The following is a 15,340-nucleotide window of genomic DNA, read 5'->3' as shown; positions in this document are numbered from 1 at the left end:
AAGCCCGCCGGCGGCGACTCAGGCCCTGGCCCCGGTCGCCCCGATGCGCTGCTCAACTTCCAAGATCAATGCCTTCTCTTCCACCGGCTTGGTAATGTAGCCCGTCGCCCCCATGCTCAACGCCATCTGACGGTGCTTCTCTCCCGCCCTCGTGGTCATCACCAAGATCGGCGTGTGCTTCGTCTGCTGCCTCGTTCTCAGCGCTTGGATCACTTCATAGCCGTTGAGCTTCGGCATTTCAAGATCGGTGATGATCAACTGATACGAACGGGCCGACGCCTTGCGCAAGCCGTCTTCTCCGTCCACGGCCGTATCGACTTCATACCCGCCGCCCTCCAACATGCGCCCGACGAACTTTCTGACACTCAAGGAGTCGTCGATGAGCAGAATACCGGAAGCGGGCGGGCCGAAACTCGGCAGGAGATCCTCTTCCTCCGTCCCTTCTCCCAGAAGCGCAGTCGGCGCGGTCTCGGACGCAGGCAAGGCCTCCGCGCGGCGGCCGCCGACCATGCGGCTCACGTCCACGACCAGCACCACACGGCCTTCAGGATCGATCGTGGCACCCACAAAACAGGACTCCCTGAACGGCTTGAGCGTCCCCAGGGCCTTGATGACGATCTCTTGGCGCCCCAGCAACTCATCCACCGCCAGACCGATCGCGCCGGTTGAGGTGCGGACGATGACGACCGGCAAAGGTCCGTCCGAAGATTGTTGGTCCAGTCCCAGTAAAAGGGCGAAGGATCGGACGTCGATGGCTTCCTCGCCGACCTGGAGAATCGCCCTGCCGCTGATCTCCTGAATGGCGCCCCGTGCCGGCAAGACCACCTCCCGGATGCTGGCCAGTGGAATCGCATACCGGTCCGTGCCCACCCGCACCAACAGCGCGGTGGAGATCAGCAGCGTAAGCGGCAGACTGAGGGTGAACTTGGTCCCGGCGCCTTTTTCCGTCTCAATGTCGATATGCCCGTTGATGGCCTCGATCGCCCGCTTCACGACATCCATGCCCACGCCGCGTCCCGCCTGGTCTCCGACCGTGTCGGCCGTTGAGAAACCGGGCAGGAAGATCAACTTCATGGCTTCCGAATCGCTCATGCTCGCCGCCAACTCCGGACGAACAACCCCCATGGCGACTGCCTTGGCCTTGATTTTTTCGACGTCGATGCCCCCCCCGTCATCTTCGACTTCGATGATCGCCGCGTTGCCCCGATGGGCGGCATGCAGGTAGACCGTCCCGGCCGCCGGCTTGCCCCTCGCCACGCGGACCGCCGTGGTTTCGATCCCGTGATAGACCGCGTTGCGCACCAGGTGCACGAGGGGGTCCACCAGCCGCTCCACCAGCACGGTATCCACTTCGGTCTGTTCGCCGGACGTGATCAAGTTCACATCCTTCCCGGTCGCCCGCGCCATCTCGCGGACTGCGCGCCGGAAACGGGTAAACGGGGTGCCGATGGGGACCATGCGAGCCCGCGCGATCTCGTCCCGCATCCCGAGCGTCAGCCGCTGGAGGTGGCCCATGTCCTCGCGCGCTTTGCGGATCGATCCGCTGAGCTGGGACATGGATTCGCCGACGTCCGCGGAAATCTCGGCCACGCGACGCGCCAGAATGTTGAAGTCGTCGTACTTGTCGAATTCCAGAGCCCCAAAATCGATCAGGGCGTTGAACCCAGCTCCCCCGACGTCACCGGTTCCCGCCGAGGGCGCCGGCAGCGTGAAGGCATGCTTTTCCTCAAACGACCGGACCGATTCCGAAAGGCGGTTCTTGTAGACCAGCACCTGGCCGGATAATTGTTCCAGTACCAACAGCCGCTGTTCCAACCGCCCGCGTCCGATGACCAACTCGCCCACCAGATTGAGCAGGCGCTCCAGCCGCTCCCGGCTGACGCGGATGACCGCTCCTTCCTCAATCTCTTTCGGAGCCGCCTTGGCCGCCTCGCCCGCGGCCGCTTCCTGTGCCTCGACCTGCGGCGGCGGCTCAGCCGGAACTTCCCGGGGAACAGCCACCGGGACGGGAGCAGCCACGACCACAGGCATAGCCTCGGCCGGAGTCGCCGCCATCCGCTGGAGTCGTTGCTGCACGGCGACGAATTCACCGCGCACTTGCGCCAGCAGGCGGGAGTCCCGCTTCAACAGCAATCGCACGACGTCGACTGACTTGAAAATCGCGTCCGCCATCCCGGAGGTGACCTGCATGCGGCCCTCTTGAACGGCGCCCATCAGGTCCTCGACGTGATGGATGAGATCGCCAATGGCCGTAAAGCCGACCGTGTAGGCGGAGCCTTTGAGCGTATGGGCCGTGCGGAACAAAAGCTGGATCGTCTCGGGATTGTGGGGCTCCTTGTCCAGCTTCAGCAGCGAGGCTTCGATCGCCTCCACGTATTCCTGCGCTTCGGGAGCGAAATAGGAAAAGACTTCCGCATCCAGTTCCGGCAACAGGTACACATCCGACAGCTGCGCCGCCGAAACGGAGGGCCCGGATGACGCCGCGGGTGACGGGATATGCTGGGCATGGCGCATCTTCCATTCTTCACAGGCGGCTTGATCCTCCGCCCCCAGACGATTGATCCGGTCGATCTGAACCTGCAAGGCCTCCAGAAGGTCACGCAAGACCTCGACGAATCCCGGCCATTCTGCGGACGGATACGCGGCCGCCCCTTCGAGCGCCCCCTCCATCACCTCGGCCAGCCCGGCCACGCCGATAAAACCGTACAAGGAGGCCGCTCCTCTGAGCCGGTGGGCGATAATGTATTCGGGCTGAACGGAGACCGGCGGGGGAACGGAGCCATCAGCCGGATGCAAGGCGGACCGCAGGCCTTCCAGACCTTCAGCCGCTTCCGCCAGAAACACGCCGACCAACGATTCGGGCTGGGAGTCGCCGCTCATCGAGACCTCATGCTCGCGCACCTCACCCGGGAGCCGGGTCGAATCGGAGACTAGGCCACTTTGAACTGCGCCACGGAGCTTGTGAGACCTTCCGCCAGTTTGGCCACCTCTTCGACGGTCTGCCTGGTCTGGTCGGCCGATTGCAGCGTCGCCGTCGCGCCGCCGGTGATGTCCTTGATGGTGCGCGCCACTTCCTCGGTCGCCGCCGTCTGCTGAATCGACGACTCGGCGATGACCTGGGCGATTTCCGCCGATCGTTGGGCGATCTGCGAAATCTCTTTGAACACGTCACCCGTACGCAAGGCGGAGGCCGAACCGGCTTCCACCGCCTGGGTTTCCTGCTCCATGGCCACCACGGCATCCTGGGTTTCCGTCTGAATGACCTTCACCAGGTCGGCGATTTCTTTCGTGGCCTGGGTCGAGCTCTCGGCCAACTTGCGGACCTGGTCGGCGACGACGGCAAACCGGGCCCCGGCCTCGCCGGCGCCGGCCGCCTCGATCGCGGCGTTCAACGCCAGCAGGTTGGTTTGAGAGGCAATGTCGCGAATCGTCGACACGATCTGAGAGATTTCCAGGGAGCGATCGCCGAGTCCCTTGACTTGCTTGGACATGCGCTGCACTGCCGCCCGGATGCTCTGCATGTCTTGCACGGTTTCCTGCACGGCCACGCGGCCGCGCTCCGTGGCAGTCAGGGCCTGCTTGGCGCTCTCGGACGAGGCGCCGGCGGTGTCGGCCACCTGCCGCATGGACTGGGTCAACCCTTCGACCGCCTTGAGTGTCCGCGTCGACTCATCCGCCTGGTGTTGCGCGGTCTGGGTCAGGCCGCCGGCGGTGTCGAGCAGCGCGCCGGCGGACGCGTTCACGCGGCCGGCCGCGTCACGCACTTGATTCATGAGCTTGCCGAACCGATCCAACATGAGGTTGAAGGCGTCCGCCAGATTGCCGAACATGTCGGCCGTGACCTGGCCGCGCTTCGACAAGTCGCCTTTGCTGACCTCGGCCACCAGCACGAGGAACTCCATGAGGCGCCGCTGCAACTGGTCGCGTTCGTCTTCCGTTTGCACCAGTTTGGTGATCCGGTCCAACATGGCGTTGAAGGAGGCGGCCATCTGGCCCAGTTCGTCCTTGCTGTCCACCTGGGCACGGGCCTGCAGATTGCCGGATGCCGCCTGTTGGGCGACCACCGCAATGTGGGTAACGCCCTCAGAAAAGAACCGGGCGAGGAGGTACCCGATGGCGCCGCCCAGCAAAATCGCAATCCCGGCTCCGATCAGCACGACCTGCGTACGCTGCTCGGCGACGGCCTGCCCCGTTTGGTTCAAGTCCTTGGCCACATCCTGCACGGTGTTCAGCAGCTCGCGCACACGGCTCGTCGCCACGCTGTATTTGGTGGACACGTCCACGGACAGAGCCAGCAAGCCGAGGTCACGCATCATGGCCCGCTGGTCGGGCGCCATCGTGGTCGAGAAGCTGTCTTCAAACGCGCTGATCGCCCCCTCGGCAGCCGTAAAGTAGGCGGTCAAAGCCTGCTGCAGCGCCTGGTAATCCTTCGTCTCGTCACGACCGCTGGCCGACACGTGCATTTGTCCCGAGGCATAGGCTTGGAGCGGCGCCAGTGTTTTGGCTTTGAGGCTTGCCAGCGGCTTCACCGCATCGTCGAAGTCGGCCTTCCGGGTCGCCCGCCCGGCCGTCAGGATCGCGTCGTGATAGAGACCCAGGTTCGAGCTGGTCGTCCCCAGATTGCCCAGGGCCACCGTGGAGCTTTCATACACGACCTGGAGTTGCTGGCGCAGTTGCTGGAGTCCGAGCAGCCCGACAATCCCGACCGCGACGATGATGACACCGACGGCGGCGAAGCCGAGCATCAGCTTGGTCAGCGTCTTTTGATCTTTAAACCACGTCAGGAGTCCAAACGTCGCCATGCCTCGCCTCCTTGTCGTCCGGGGGAGGGCCAAGGACGGGCCCTCAGGCCTATCCTTACCCGCGCCTCAGCTAGCTCTGTGGTTGTGCCGTCCCGCTCTCCACGTAACTCAACAGCGTCGGGACCTCCACGACGCCGCCGATTCGGTCGTCCATCTTCAGGATCGCGTTCACAAAGGGGGTGGGACCTTGCACGCCACGGGACGGAGCCGGCAAGAAATCCTCCTGATGAACCGTCCGAATCTCGGGCACTTGCTCCACCAATACGCCGACCTGATGTGTCCCGTGTTTCAGCACCACCGCAAAGGGCAACTTCGTCCCGCTTATGGGCAACCCGAGCAGGCTGCGCAAATCCACGACCGGGATCACCACGCCGCGCAAGTTCGCCACCCCGGTCAAGGCCGATGGCATCCCGGGAACCACCGTCAAGTTGTCCACTTCGAAGACTTCCCGCACATGCCGCAAGTCGATCGCGAACGATTCCCCCCCGAGACTGATCAGACAGACCCGCAAGGACGCCGCAGGCCTCGCGGCCACCGCACCGGGCTGTACGGTCTGGGGGACCTTGTTCTCAGCATTGCTCATGATTGCCCACCACGCCGAAACGGACCGGGATGTTACCCGAGCGCCTTCTTCACCGCAGCCAACAACTCTTCCGCCTTGAACGGCTTAACGACGTATCCGTTGGCACCTTGTTGTTGCCCCCAGAACTTGTCGCTGTCCCCGCCTTTGGACGTGCAGAGCACCACCGGAATGCCCTTGAAGCGATCGTCGTTCTTGAGGTCCCGGCAAGTCTGGAACCCGTTTCTGCCCGGCATGACCACATCCAGAATAATGAGTTCCGGGTGGTCGATGACCAAGCGGTCCTCAAGTTTCTCGGAACTCGGATAGGACACGACGGTATGCCCGGCGCCTCTCAAATAGCCCTCGATCAGCTGCAGCTCGGCGTTGGAATCGTCCACAACTACAATCTTACTCATTGGAACTAGGCCTCCCTTTCACTTCGTGCAACCGTCTCCTGCAACCCAGCTTGCCGCCATAGGCTGATGTTCCGCCTGGATTCCCGACGGAACATCGCGCCGACTCCCGCCAGCTCTCTAGCGAATCGGGATGGTCAGGCTGATCGCCCCGGCCAAATCCCCTTCTTTGAGCCCTTCTTTTTTCATACCCGTCTTGTCCCGTTCGCCTTTGGGTTCCCCATGGCACCCCAGGCATTTTGGCCCCACATACTCGGGCTTCATCATCCGCAACACCTGCCGGCCGTCCTGCACCAACACCCGGCTGAACTCCCGTCCCTTGGCATAGGAAGGCTCGGAAAATTGTCTGAGCACCTCGGACTCGAACTCATCCGGCTTGTTGCCTGGGTATCGGTATTCCATAGCCGTGAGTTTCAGTTTCACGCCGGTCTTCTTCGTGAACTTCTCGCCGGTTTTTCGTCCCCAGGCGGCGGGAATAAAGCCCTTGAAGGCAATGCCCTGCTTATTGAGAACCGGCTGGGCTTCCGCCACGACTTCCTTCCCTGATTCCAGCAGCGTGAGCAACAACCCCGTTTGCGGAGAGGGTGTGGCACGGCTCAGATCAATCTTGGCCACGTCCCTATATTTTTCGATGAGTTTAGCTCCGAAATATTCCGGCGTGAATCCCTTGTCACCCCTGGCAGGATCGTTGAGTAGCTCTTGATGTTCAGTAACGACCGTGCGCCCCGCTTGGACAAGCTCGATCAACAGCAACGCGGTTTCGGTCTCATTGGCTGCAAACGCCGACCAGGGGAGACACATGAAGACAGCAAACAGGCCGATCGCCAGGCCGCTTGGGGCAATCGTGACTCGCATAATGTCCTCCTCGGTTGTGCGGCCCAGGATCCGGACCACGCAAGATATCAGTGCTTCAGCCGTTTCGTCGAAGCACGCGATCATCTCTACAAAACCGTACCGCCGTTCAAGCGATACCAAAAATAAGGCCTTATGCTACAAGGATTTATCTTGCGCTGCAAGCGGGAAAGCTCTTTTCATGGCGGCCTGCCGATCGCCCTGGGCAAGCCTCCGTTTCAACCACCGCTCCGACCGCTTCAGCCCCTCGTTCACCCCCCGCATGACCAGCCGCCCGATCAGCTCTCCGATCTTGGTGTGGGTCCCGCTGTAACGGAGCTGCGGGCCACTCCGGCCGGCTCCGCAGGCAATGACCACCGCGTCGGTGCCGGTCCCGGTGGCTCCCCGACGGCCGCTCCAGCTGGGAACGCCCGCGGCAAGGAGCACCGCCGCCTTGCTTTCCGTCAACACTTGCACCGCCCCGACCATGGCCGAATCGGCCAGGCGCGCATTGGTGACCAGGATAATGTTGATCGTGCCAGGCTTGGCGTGTCGATCCGCCGCCGCCGGTTTCACCGGATCCCCGGCCCGCACGGCATTGGTCACGCCGACGGTGACAAACCCTTCGACCCACACACCGTCCGCTTCTTCACGCAACGTCACGAGTTGTTTCATCGGGACCGCGGTCATGAGCGCCACCGCTTCGCCGACCACTCCCAGCCCGCCGGCCACTTGCTTCAAGTACTTCGCGGGATCCGTCCACTTGCGTCCGGATGGAGCAGATGGCGCCGCGACCGGATTGGCCGGAACCTGATGGTTCATGATGTACCGGGCCCGGACCAGCCCGCCGTGACAGGAAGCGGAGGACAGGATCTTCAACCGCTTCTCCAGGTCGATCAGCAGAGTCTCGCTCTCCACCAGGAAGCGGGTTTCGATGGAAGAGCGGCGGGTCACGCTTGCGCTCCGATCCACTTGCACAGGGCGGTCACCAGACGGCAATTCTCCATCCGGCGGCGTACCGCCACTCGAACCGTTCGTCGATTCAAACCGGGCACCGAGGAGCAGTCCCTGATCAGCAGGCCTCGGCGGGCCAAGGCTTCGGCACAGACGCGAGCGGACAGTGCCATCGGCAATTCCAGCAGCAGGAAGTTGGCCTCCGAAGGATAGACCGTCACCCCTGGCAGGGCCTTCAGGTTCATAACGAAGCGGGCTCGCTCCTGTTGCACGGAGGCCAGGCTGCGGTTGGCGTGGCCTTGGTCTCCAAGAGCGGCCAGGGCGAACACCTGGGCCGGCGTATTCACCGACCAGGGGGGCTGGAGCGCACGGACCCGTTGAATGAGCGGCACGGCTCCAACCAGGTAGCCGAGACGAAGGGCCGGCATGGCGTAGAATTTAGTAAAGCTTCGCAGGACCAGCAGATTGGCCGAGCGCGGGACGTCACGGAGCACCGACCGCTCCGCGCAATACTCAACAAACGTCTCATCCAGGATAACCCGAATGCGGCGCCGAGCCGCCGCCCGCACCAGGGCCCGCACCGATGCCGCCCCGACGGCCCGACCGGTCGGGCTGTTGGGGTTGCAGAGGAAGATCGCATCCACCGGCTTTCGGCTGTGCTGCATCGCGTGCAGCACCCGCTCAAGCGGCGGACGATAGCCCTCGCTCCGCCTGGCATGCAGATAGCTGATCCGCCCTCCGGCCAATGCCACGGCGCGCGCATATTCTGAAAAGGTCGGGCCGATCAGCAGCGCATGGCGAATCCCAAGGGCGCGCGGGAGCAAATGGATCAATTCGGTCGAACCGTTCCCGACCAGGATCTGGTCGGACGCCAGACGCCAACGTTTCGCCAGGGCTCGCCTGAGCGTCAGGCAGTCTGGGTCCGGATAATGGACGAGCTGGGGCAGCGAATGCCGCAAGGCCCGGACGGCAGCCGGTGAGGGACCGAGCGGATTGATGCTGGCGCTGAAGTCCGTCAACCGGCCGATCGGGCGCCCGCTCGCGCGAGCGGCTTCGTACACATTGCCGCCATGGGCAGGAACCGTCTTCATGCGAACCGCCAGGCGGCCGCCAACCCGGTCGCCAAGACCGAAGCCGTCGCCATCAGGACCAACGCTTGTCGGATATGATCCGTCTGCAAGGCCTGGCCCGAGTCTCCGATGCGTGGCAGCTCGATGACGATCCCCTCGTAGACGTTCCGACCGCCGAGCTGGACTTGCAACGCTCCCGCCATGGCCGCCTCGGGCCAGCCGCTGTTGGGACTCTCATGCTTGCCCGCGTCGCGCATGACAATGGACCAGGCACGCACGACCAGGTCGGCACGGAACCTGGTGAGTCCCCCAGCCAGAACCAGCAAACAGGCAGCCAGGCGCGCCGGAATCCAATTGGCCGCATCGTCCAGGCGGGCGGAAGCCCACCCGAAGTCTCGATAGCGTGCATCGCGATGCCCCACCATGGAGTCCAGGGTGCTGACGGCCTTGAAGGCCAGCGCCAGGGGCGCCCCGCCCAGCGCCAGATAAAAAAGCGGAGCGATCCCGCCATCCGCCGTGCTTTCGGCGATGGTCTCCACCGTCGCCCGCACCACGTCGGGTTCAGACAAGGAGTCGGTATCACGCCCCACGATGTGAGAGACTGCGGCTCGTGCCTCCTCTAACGTACTGCCCCGTAGTGCGCGTAAGACGAGGGCCGCATGATCGGCCAGGTCTCTGACGGCCAGCGTGGTATAGGCCAGCAGGATTTCCACACCGGTCGCCGCCAGCGGATGCACCAACCCGGCCAGCCGGATCAGGCCCCACCCGGCGGCCCAGACGCCGATCGGCAAACCAATCGCGAGCGCAAGACCGGCCAATCGAAGCCCCACCGGACGCTGCGCGACTCGCCGGATCGTCGCTTCATACCGGGCGATGCACCGGCCCATGAGCCGCACCGGATGGGGAAACCAACGGGGATCGCCCAACCAGGCATCGAGCAGACAGGCCAGCAGAAGCGACGACCCGGTCATCGCTGACCGAAGAATAACGGAGCCGCCATTAGAAACAGGACTTCCACGATTTCATTGACCGCGCCCAAGGTATCGCCGGTGATGCCGCCGAAGAGCCGACGGGCGAAGAGGGTCATGGCATAGACCGCGATCCCCAGAACAGCCAGACAGGTCAAGGCGCTGACCGGACCGACGGCCCAGAGAAGCGCGAGTCCCAGCAAGCCGGTGGCCCAGGCCACATGCCGCATCGACAGGTGCGCAATGAACGGTTGGGCCAGGCCTCCTTCGGATCGTGCATAGGGAGCCGAGATCGCGCTCACCACCATGGCCCATCGTCCGGCCGCGGGCAGACAGAGCAGGAGGGACAGCCGCCCCTCGTCCGGCAGGTCCGTCAAGCCCGCATACTTGAGCCCCAAAACCAGCGCAAGGCCCGTGGCGCCGATCGCGCCGATCCGACCATCGCGCATGATCGCCAGCCGTTCGACCGGACTCCGCCCGCCCGCCAACCCATCGAGGGTATCGGCCAAGCCGTCCTGATGCAGGCCCCTGGTCAAGACGACCAGCAAAACGATGAGCAACCCGTTCACGACATGGTCCGAGAAGACCTGGGCGAGCAGGAAATCGCTTGCCGCAAGGATCACTCCCAGGATCAAGCCGACGAGCGGATACCAGCCCATCGACGAAGCCAGCTCCTCCGGCGTTGGATCGTCGCAGGAACGGGCCACCGGGATTGCGGTCAGAAACTGCCAGGCGATCACGAACGGCCGCACACAGTGCATGGTACATGATGAGGGGCCCGATGCACCGGTCTTCCCATTCACGTCTTACTGTTTACCTTTCACGTTCTGAGACGCCGGCTTCGCCGAAAGTGGCCATCTCGGTCAGAATCTTGAGGCTACCCTGTACGAGACCGATGCCCAAACAGGCGCCGGTCCCCTCGCCAAGACGGAGATCCAGGGCCAACAAGGGCTTGAGGTTCAGGTGGCGGAGCACAGCCTGGTGCCCTTGCTCCACGGAGAGATGGGAGGCCATCATGAATTCCCGGCAGAGCGGTTGCAAGGCCGCCGCCACCAGCGCCGCGGCGCCGGAAATGAAGCCGTCCAGAACGACCGGAATCCGGTGGCCGGCAGCCCCGATGATCAGTCCGGCGAGCCCGGCGATCTCAAACCCGCCTACCTTGGCCAGCAGATCCAACGGATCGTGAAGATCGGGCCGGTGCAGCGCCAAAGCCCGTTCAATGACCGCAACTTTACGCCTGTACCCTTCGTCATCAATGCCCGTGCCCCGACCGGTCACCACGGCGACCGGCGTCCCTGTCACAACGGCGGTGATCGCCGCACTGGGGGTCGTGTTGCCGATCCCCATGTCGCCCGTGCCGATGAGACCGATGCCTTCTTGCGCCGCTTGCGCAGCCAGTTCCACGCCGACCAGCAAGGCACACTCGGCCTCGGTACGGCTCATGGCCGGCTCCACGGAGAAATTCTTGGTCCCGGCGGCAATTTTCCGGCCGATCAATCCCGGCATTGGCCCGAAGTCATAGGCCACACCGATATCCACGACCCGGACCTCGGCCCCCGCGTGACGGGCCAGGACATTGACCGCCGCGCCGCCCCGAAGAAAGTTCAACACCATTTGTGGAGTCACGGCGCTGGGGTAAGCGCTGACCCCCTCGCCAGCTATTCCGTGATCGGCGGCAAAGGTGTAGATCGCGGCTCGCGGCATGGGAGGGGGAATCTTGCCCGTAATCGAGACATACCGAGCAGCCAGCTCTTCCAGCCGCCCCAGGCTCCCGACCGGCTTGGTCAGCCGATCCAGACGAGCCTGCGCACGAGCCTGGGCCTCCCGATCAACTGGCCGGACCGCATCGATGGCTTCCTTCAGCATCCTCTCGCAACTCCTTGCTGTCTGATCACGTTACTTGATTCGTACCGGCAGACCACTGACCACAAAATAGGCCTCATCCGCCTCCGCAGCAAACTGTTGGTTGACCCGCCCCGCCAGGTCCCGGAACCGCCTGGCGGAGACATCCGTCGGCACCAGCCCCAGGCCCAGTTCGTTGCTGACAACCACGACCCGTGCCTTAACGGCCCTGATCGCGCGCAGCAGCTCGGAAACCAGCGCCGGCACCTGCGATTCGGGAACGCCGCGGCCTTGCAGATTGCTCAGCCAGAGGGTCAGACAATCCACGAGGATGATCCGATAAGTCCGGCCCTGCTTGTCGAACCAGCCGGCCAGATCCACCGGCACTTCTTCGGTCCGCCAGTCTGCCTGCCGCGAGGCCTGGTGCCGGCGGATACGCTCGGCCATCTCGCCATCCAAGGGTTGCCCGGTCGCTACGAAGGCCCTGGGACCGGCGTTACCCGCCATCGCAAGGGCTGTCTCGCTCTTTCCCGACGCGGCTCCGCCCAGTATGAAAATCAGCCGCCCGCGCCGGGAAGACATGAAACGTGAGCGGCTTGGGCTCTTCCTTTTAGCCTTCACGCCTCCCCCCTGACGCCTGACCGATTTCACTGTTAGAGCCCCCGCTCAAGAATCGCATCAATGGCCGCCAGGTCCAGATGCTTGGCCATAAAATCGGCCAGCCGGTCGATCTGTTCATCCAGGGAAGTCCCCGGCTGCACCGGCAGGGGAGCCCAGCCTCGCGCCTCACGGAGCCAATTGAGAAAGACCCGTCGAAAGGCCACCGCATCGAAGAGTCCGTGAACGTAGGTGCCGAGCACAAGACCGTCCTCCGAGCTGGCCCCTTCAGGCCGCATGGCTGCCTCACCGGGGGCCCGGACCTCCAACCAAGGAACGGCTCCTGCGCCCAAACTGGTTCGGCCCATGTGCACTTCGTACCCTTCCACCGGAGAGCCGCTCGCCGGGTGACGTCCGCTCACCCCCACCGTAACCTTGTCTCGAGCAAAGCTGGTCGTCACATTCAGCAGCCCCAAGCCTTCAAGCTCGCCCTCCGACGATTCGACCCGGTCCGGATCGAGAATCCGCTTGCCCAACAGTTGAAACCCTCCGCAGAGCCCCACGATCTTTCCCCCGGCAGCCAGCACCTGCCGGGCAACCTGGTCGAGCGTCCGTGCCTTCACGAAACGCAGCGCTTCGGCCGTGTTCTTGGTGCCGGGGAAGAGCAACGCATCGAGCGGCTGGGTGATCGGCCCGGCGACCCGGACCAGACGGACATCCGGTTCACAAGCCAGCGCGTCGAAGTCGGTGAAATTCGAAATGGCCGGCACGTCCACGACGCCGACCGTCAGGGTATCCGTCAGCCGGGACGTGGCGTCATGCCGGTCTTCCCATCCCAGCGAGTCTTCCTGCGGCACCTGGAGATCGTGCCAATGGGGCACCACGCCCAGGCAAGGGATCCCGCACCGGGCTTCCACCATCTTGACGCCCGGCGTCAGCAGATCCGCATCGCCGCGAAACTTGTTGACCAGAAATCCTTTGACGTGGGCACGCTCCTCCGGCTCAAGCAAAGCCAAGGTCCCCACCAGTGCCGCAAAGACCCCGCCCCGATCAATGTCACCCGCCAGGATAACCGGCGCCTGCGCTTCCCGTGCCATGGCCATATTCACGATGTCCCGGTCGCGCAGATTGATTTCGGCCGGGCTGCCGGCTCCTTCGAGAATGACCACGTCGAACTCCCCGGCCAACCGGGCAAAGGCCTCGCAAACGGCAGACCAGTGCGCTCGCTTAACCAGGCCAAAATCGGAGGCCTCCAACCGCCCGGCCACCAGCCCGTTCACCACCAACTGGGCGCTCCGTTCGCCGGAGGGCTTGATCAGCACCGGATTGAAATCCGTCCGAGGGGCCAACCGGCAAGCCGTCGCCTGCACCGCCTGGGCGCGCCCGATTTCCCTTCCGTCCGGCGTGACGAAGGAATTATTGGACATGTTCTGCGCCTTGAAGGGCGCGACCTTGACCCCGCGCCGCGCGAACAGCCGGCAGAGGGCCGTCACGAGCACGGACTTGCCCACGTGCGACGCCGTACCCTGAACCATTAAGGTGCGTACAGCCATGAATTCTCAATGATGAAGGATGAATGATAAACGATGCACGAGAAGAACTCGCATCCGATTCCTCCGTTCATCATTCATCGTTCATTATCCCGCGTTTTCGTGGTCCGCTCCCAGAGAAACTCCGGTTCCCCCTGTTTCTTGGCGGCCCAGCGGGCCAGCACGAAGAGGGCGTCGCTGAGGCGATTTACGAACTTCACGATGACGCCATCCACCGGCTCTTCCTTGGCCAGCTTCACGCAAAGCCGTTCGGCCCTGCGGCAAATGGTCCGGGCTTGATGCAAGTGGCCGGACACCTTGCCGCCCCCCGGCAGGATAAACTCCTTGAGCGGCGCCAGATCTTTCTGACAGGCGTCGATCATTCGCTCCAGCCTGGTCACATCCTGCGCGGTCACTTGCGGCATGTTCGCAAACGTCTGGCCGGGGGCCGTAGCCAAGATGCCGCCGGTGTCGAAGAGCTTGTTCTGCACCCACCGAAGATACTCCTCAAGGACCGGTCCGGTCTTGGGCTCGGCAGCCTCGGCATTGAAGACCCGCGCCAAGCCGATCGACGCGTTGACCTCATCCAGCGTGCCGTACGCCTCTACCCGCAGACTGTCCTTCCAGATCTGCTGCCCGCCTGCCAGGCGAGTTTTGCCCGCATCGCCGGTGCGTGTGTAAACTTTGGTAATGCGCATCGCTCTTCCCCTAATGATGAGTGCGGAATACTGAAGGATGAATCGAAACTTTCTTGCTTCTTCCGTTCATCATTTATCATTCAGCCTTCATCATTATTTACTTCGTCCCCACCGTTCGTGGTAGACGAGTTGCTCCAGCGGCAGCCGGCTTCGCCAGCCGGCCCGTTCCAAGTCCGGCCGTCCGGCAAACTCGGAGACATACCCCAGGCAGAGGTAGGCCACCACCTTGATCGGCTTGGGAATCTCCAACACCTGCTTCAAGGCCTGATGGTCCAGAATGCTGACCCAGCCCACGCCGATCCCCTCGGCCCTCGCAGCCAGCCAGAGATTTTGAATGGCGCAGCAGGTGCTGTAGAGGTCCGTTTCCCGCACCGTCGAACGGCCCAACACCTGCCTTCCGCCCCTCTGCCTGCTGCAGGTCACGCAGAGGGACAGCGGCGCTTCTTCGATCCCTTCGAGCTTCAACCGCCGGTAGAGGGCTGCCCGTTCCCCCTTGTACTTGCTCGCGGCATCCTCGTTGGCCTGTCGGAACAAGTCCTTGACCGCGCGCTTGGTCGCCGCCTTACGGACGACCACAAAATTCCATGGCTGCATGAACCCCACCGAGCCTGCATGGTGGGCGGCCAGCAGCACCCTGGCGAGCACTTCGTTGGGAATGGGCGTCGGCAGGAACTTCTCCCGCACGTCCCGTCGCTCAAAAATAGCCCGATAGACGGCGGCCCGTTCCTCTTCGGAGAAGTGCCCGTTGCGCTCGACCGATGCAGGCTTGGGCAGGGCCATCAGGCGGTCCTTCGATCAGAAAGTGTCCCCGCAGCGACCGCCGCGAGGCACGTAGGACAAAGACAGTTGGCAAATGTCTGCTTGATCCAGGCAAGCTGCGCCGCATCCAGCTTGATCGTCCCGCACCAGCAGCCGCCGGCCTGCTGGCAGGTAAACGTTTGGCGGCACGCTCCGCATTGTTTCTGCATCTACTTCTCCAGGATGTTCAAAAAGGCCATCCAGCGAGACCGCAGGGAGCGAGGCCCCCGAGGAGGTACATACCAAGCTTCGCTTGAACCGCTCGCTTCGATCACC

The 15,340-nt window shown here is 63.5% G+C and carries 15 protein-coding genes; all 15 read right to left on the bottom strand.

Going from position 1 to position 15,340, the window contains the following annotated elements; translation table 11 throughout:
- Positions 1-18 precede the first annotated feature (18 nt).
- Complete coding sequence (locus EPO61_12005) at positions 19-2,880, bottom strand: response regulator (protein ID TAJ07845.1); 2,862 nt, start codon at positions 2,878-2,880, stop codon at positions 19-21.
- Between the two features lie 50 nt (positions 2,881-2,930).
- Positions 2,931-4,802 (bottom strand): methyl-accepting chemotaxis protein, encoded by a 1,872-nt coding sequence (locus EPO61_12000; protein ID TAJ07844.1) that lies wholly within the window; start codon positions 4,800-4,802, stop codon positions 2,931-2,933.
- A gap of 70 nt (positions 4,803-4,872) precedes the next feature.
- Positions 4,873-5,385, bottom strand: coding sequence for a purine-binding chemotaxis protein CheW (locus tag EPO61_11995; GenBank protein TAJ07843.1), 513 nt, complete (start codon positions 5,383-5,385; stop codon positions 4,873-4,875).
- Positions 5,386-5,417: 32 nt separating this feature from the next.
- Positions 5,418-5,780 (bottom strand): response regulator, encoded by a 363-nt coding sequence (locus EPO61_11990; protein TAJ07842.1) that lies wholly within the window; start codon positions 5,778-5,780, stop codon positions 5,418-5,420.
- Between the two features lie 117 nt (positions 5,781-5,897).
- The gene (locus EPO61_11985) at positions 5,898-6,716 is read right to left on the bottom strand and encodes a DUF3365 domain-containing protein (protein TAJ07841.1); all 819 of its coding nucleotides are present in this window, start codon (positions 6,714-6,716) and stop codon (positions 5,898-5,900) included.
- A 51-nt stretch (positions 6,717-6,767) separates the two neighbouring features.
- Positions 6,768-7,673: a hypothetical protein gene (locus EPO61_11980; protein TAJ07840.1), complete on the bottom strand. Its 906-nt coding sequence runs from the start codon at positions 7,671-7,673 to the stop codon at positions 6,768-6,770.
- Positions 7,559-8,653 (bottom strand): threonine-phosphate decarboxylase, encoded by a 1,095-nt coding sequence (locus EPO61_11975; protein ID TAJ07839.1) that lies wholly within the window; start codon positions 8,651-8,653, stop codon positions 7,559-7,561. Before EPO61_11975 ends, EPO61_11980 begins: the two co-directional genes overlap by 115 nt.
- Positions 8,650-9,603: a cobalamin biosynthesis protein CobD gene (cobD, locus tag EPO61_11970; GenBank protein ID TAJ07838.1), complete on the bottom strand. Its 954-nt coding sequence runs from the start codon at positions 9,601-9,603 to the stop codon at positions 8,650-8,652. The genes EPO61_11975 and cobD overlap by 4 nt, the downstream gene beginning before the upstream one ends.
- Entirely contained in the window at positions 9,600-10,361 is a 762-nt protein-coding gene (gene cobS / locus EPO61_11965) for an adenosylcobinamide-GDP ribazoletransferase (GenBank protein ID TAJ07837.1), read from the bottom strand. The genes cobD and cobS overlap by 4 nt, the downstream gene beginning before the upstream one ends.
- A 52-nt stretch (positions 10,362-10,413) precedes the next feature.
- Positions 10,414-11,466, bottom strand: a complete 1,053-nt coding sequence (cobT, locus tag EPO61_11960; protein ID TAJ07836.1) for a nicotinate-nucleotide--dimethylbenzimidazole phosphoribosyltransferase — start codon at positions 11,464-11,466, stop codon at positions 10,414-10,416.
- A gap of 30 nt (positions 11,467-11,496) precedes the next feature.
- Entirely contained in the window at positions 11,497-12,024 is a 528-nt protein-coding gene (cobU, locus tag EPO61_11955; protein TAJ07835.1) for a bifunctional adenosylcobinamide kinase/adenosylcobinamide-phosphate guanylyltransferase, read from the bottom strand.
- Positions 12,025-12,095: 71 nt separating this feature from the next.
- Positions 12,096-13,592, bottom strand: coding sequence for a cobyric acid synthase (locus tag EPO61_11950; protein TAJ07834.1), 1,497 nt, complete (start codon positions 13,590-13,592; stop codon positions 12,096-12,098).
- Between the two features lie 74 nt (positions 13,593-13,666).
- Positions 13,667-14,266 (bottom strand): cob(I)yrinic acid a,c-diamide adenosyltransferase, encoded by a 600-nt coding sequence (locus tag EPO61_11945; protein ID TAJ07833.1) that lies wholly within the window; start codon positions 14,264-14,266, stop codon positions 13,667-13,669.
- Positions 14,267-14,359: 93 nt separating this feature from the next.
- A complete protein-coding gene (gene bluB, locus EPO61_11940; protein TAJ07832.1) occupies positions 14,360-15,046 on the bottom strand; it encodes a 5,6-dimethylbenzimidazole synthase in 687 nt (228 codons plus the stop codon).
- Complete coding sequence (locus EPO61_11935; GenBank protein TAJ07831.1) at positions 15,046-15,234, bottom strand: hypothetical protein; 189 nt, start codon at positions 15,232-15,234, stop codon at positions 15,046-15,048. Before EPO61_11935 ends, bluB begins: the two co-directional genes overlap by 1 nt.
- Between the last annotated feature and the right edge of the window lie 106 nt (positions 15,235-15,340).

It is taken from the genome of Nitrospirota bacterium (genome assembly GCA_004296885.1).
Lineage (GTDB): Bacteria > Nitrospirota > Nitrospiria > Nitrospirales > Nitrospiraceae > SYGV01.
This window is presented reverse-complemented; position numbering and strand designations above follow the sequence as displayed.

Coding starts and splice junctions, on each gene's coding strand:
- EPO61_12005 (TAJ07845.1), bottom strand. CDS start 2,880: ATGAGCGGCGACTCCCAGCCCGAATCGTTGGTCGGCGTGTTTCTGGCG.
- EPO61_12000 (TAJ07844.1), bottom strand. CDS start 4,802: ATGGCGACGTTTGGACTCCTGACGTGGTTTAAAGATCAAAAGACGCTG.
- EPO61_11995 (TAJ07843.1), bottom strand. CDS start 5,385: ATGAGCAATGCTGAGAACAAGGTCCCCCAGACCGTACAGCCCGGTGCG.
- EPO61_11990 (TAJ07842.1), bottom strand. CDS start 5,780: ATGAGTAAGATTGTAGTTGTGGACGATTCCAACGCCGAGCTGCAGCTG.
- EPO61_11985 (TAJ07841.1), bottom strand. CDS start 6,716: ATGATCGCGTGCTTCGACGAAACGGCTGAAGCACTGATATCTTGCGTG.
- EPO61_11975 (TAJ07839.1), bottom strand. CDS start 8,653: ATGAAGACGGTTCCTGCCCATGGCGGCAATGTGTACGAAGCCGCTCGC.
- cobD (TAJ07838.1), bottom strand. CDS start 9,603: ATGACCGGGTCGTCGCTTCTGCTGGCCTGTCTGCTCGATGCCTGGTTG.
- cobS (TAJ07837.1), bottom strand. CDS start 10,361: ATGCACTGTGTGCGGCCGTTCGTGATCGCCTGGCAGTTTCTGACCGCA.
- cobT (TAJ07836.1), bottom strand. CDS start 11,466: ATGCTGAAGGAAGCCATCGATGCGGTCCGGCCAGTTGATCGGGAGGCC.
- cobU (TAJ07835.1), bottom strand. CDS start 12,024: ATGTCTTCCCGGCGCGGGCGGCTGATTTTCATACTGGGCGGAGCCGCG.
- EPO61_11950 (TAJ07834.1), bottom strand. CDS start 13,592: ATGGCTGTACGCACCTTAATGGTTCAGGGTACGGCGTCGCACGTGGGC.
- EPO61_11945 (TAJ07833.1), bottom strand. CDS start 14,266: ATGCGCATTACCAAAGTTTACACACGCACCGGCGATGCGGGCAAAACT.
- bluB (TAJ07832.1), bottom strand. CDS start 15,046: ATGGCCCTGCCCAAGCCTGCATCGGTCGAGCGCAACGGGCACTTCTCC.
- EPO61_11935 (TAJ07831.1), bottom strand. CDS start 15,234: ATGCAGAAACAATGCGGAGCGTGCCGCCAAACGTTTACCTGCCAGCAG.